Below are 2121 nucleotides of genomic sequence, written 5' to 3' on the forward strand. Positions count from 1 at the left end.
CTCATATATCATACCATGTTGTTGTTTCGATGTCAACAACTTTTTTATAAATTGTTTTTGATCAATTTGTTTGATCAAGTCGACGTCGTTGTCAGCAACTTTTATATAATACCACGCTACGAACTTCGATGTCAACACTTTTTTAAAAGTTGTTTTCGATTAAGTTATTCAATCGAGTCGACGTCGTTATCAGCAACTTTTATATAATATCACGGGATCGAGACTCCGTCAACAGCGAAATTCAAATTCCTTTGTTATTATCACTCTTAAGTATGTATAAATCCCTTTCGAAAGTCTGTCATATCAGTGTTTCAGAGCGAAATTTTATTACTAATTATTTTTTATTCAGGTAGAAGAATTCTCTCTTTAAACAGTCATCATGTTTTATTCCAGCTAAAATATCCAATAGCACTCATATACCAAGAGGCGTATTTATCTTTGTGCTAATAGATATACTCAAACCGCTTGAGCCTATTTTCTTTTCCACTCTACTTTGTGACAAACATGAAGTATTAGATATACGGTTTGTTCTTATCCGTTCTTCCAACTATAAATCGTTACAGTTAACATGAAGAAAGTGTCGCTTTTTATCTTTGTGTAATCTAGCCTAACTTCTATATATTTGTAGTGAGCAATCCTTCTACCAATTACGTTTGCTTTACTGTCGCTAATGTCGTTTTATCATTACCCTAGTAGCACTCGAGACATTGACTTAGTGATTATTGCATTGTATGTATACAAACTTATACAGTAAAGAGTCATTAAGGATCCTATATAGTATATTTTGTCATCACTAAGTCGTTTGCTCTCTAATTCAAGCAATACATATTCGAATAAATCTTTTGATACTTTTTTACATTTACTAAATGAGCGAATGCCACCTAGTAATCGAAACGCCAGTATCTATTGATATTGATTTTCTCTATCTCTATCTCTATCTCTATACCCAGCTATATTATTTCCAAAGAACTTTTGATATTAATTGTTATCCATCTATTCTTCTTTTAGAAACTTCTTTTCTTCATTCTTAGACTTATACAGAAAATGCTGGTGTGATTTCTATACAAGTTTGAACTTTGATTGTTTAAGTATGATAACAGGTTGCTATTGATTTGATATCTGATGCTTTACTATACAAATGCAGAGTTGCTTAACTAGTTTCGTATCTATTGTTTCATTCCTCCTTGCGATATTCGCTCTACTTCTTCTTAACCATTAACTTATTCACTTATCCATTCTCAACTATGCTGGTTTACTGGTTGATGTTTACTTTAAGTACAAAATAAGACTTCCATAGTTTTGAAGTCCGCTTCATATTTTACATGGTTCATTAACCTGCGCCGATAATGCACTAAGCAAGCCTTAAATTACATTAGTCTCTGATTTAGTTAACTCTTTTAGAAAATCGATTGATTTTTGTGTCAAACCAATTAACTCTCTTTCTCCTCTTTGCTTCCTTATTCTAAGTAGTGCCTTTACTTTAAGAAACAACTCTCTGCTTCATTTGACCTTGACAATACCATGAGACACTTTCCTTTATGCTGTTGTACGAAGTCAATATAGTTTTCTATGTTATCAGACTGACTTCTTTCTAACGCCTGATTAAAAATTGTTCAGTGTACCTTGATGGTCATCACTATATTTCAAAGCTTCTTTCAGCCTTATTAGTGAAACTATTTTCTTTGGTGTATCCTGACATTCTCTAGCATACTGAAGGCAAAAGGTAGGAATGCTAATTGCCTGTTTCGTTTCTCCATTTATTCTATTAAAATTACCAAGGGTACCTCTAATAAAAAACTCGTCATCCTCATTTAAAGGACTTAGGAAACTAGCAATTATTTTGTAAACATTAATCATTTTAGTGTATCAACAATTTCAAGATTGATCACAAGTTTTTTCCATAGTCTTTTATTAGTCTCTTTTCTTTGTGATGATGAATAGCTCTCCATAATTAAAACTAGATAGATATATTGCAATTACGTTAACAAAACCACTTTCACCTTCCATGTTTAACAAATTAACCGCAAAAAAGAGGCCTGATAATTGAGTAATCAGGCCTCTGCTCTTTAAATATATGTACAAAAAAACTCCGCAAGCAGGGCTCGAACCTGCGACAACGCG

General features: G+C 32.6%; 1 protein-coding gene. It reads right to left on the reverse strand.

Annotation, left to right across the window (positions count from 1 at the left end; all coding sequences use genetic code 11):
- Positions 1-1911: 1911 nt before the first annotated feature.
- On the reverse strand, positions 1912-2121 hold a 210-nt coding region (locus VXN63_RS11960), incomplete at its 5' end, for a hypothetical protein (RefSeq protein WP_327758289.1).

The organism is Marinilactibacillus sp. XAAS-LB27 (genome assembly GCF_036039175.1).
Classification (GTDB): Bacteria; Bacillota; Bacilli; order Lactobacillales; family Carnobacteriaceae_A; genus Marinilactibacillus.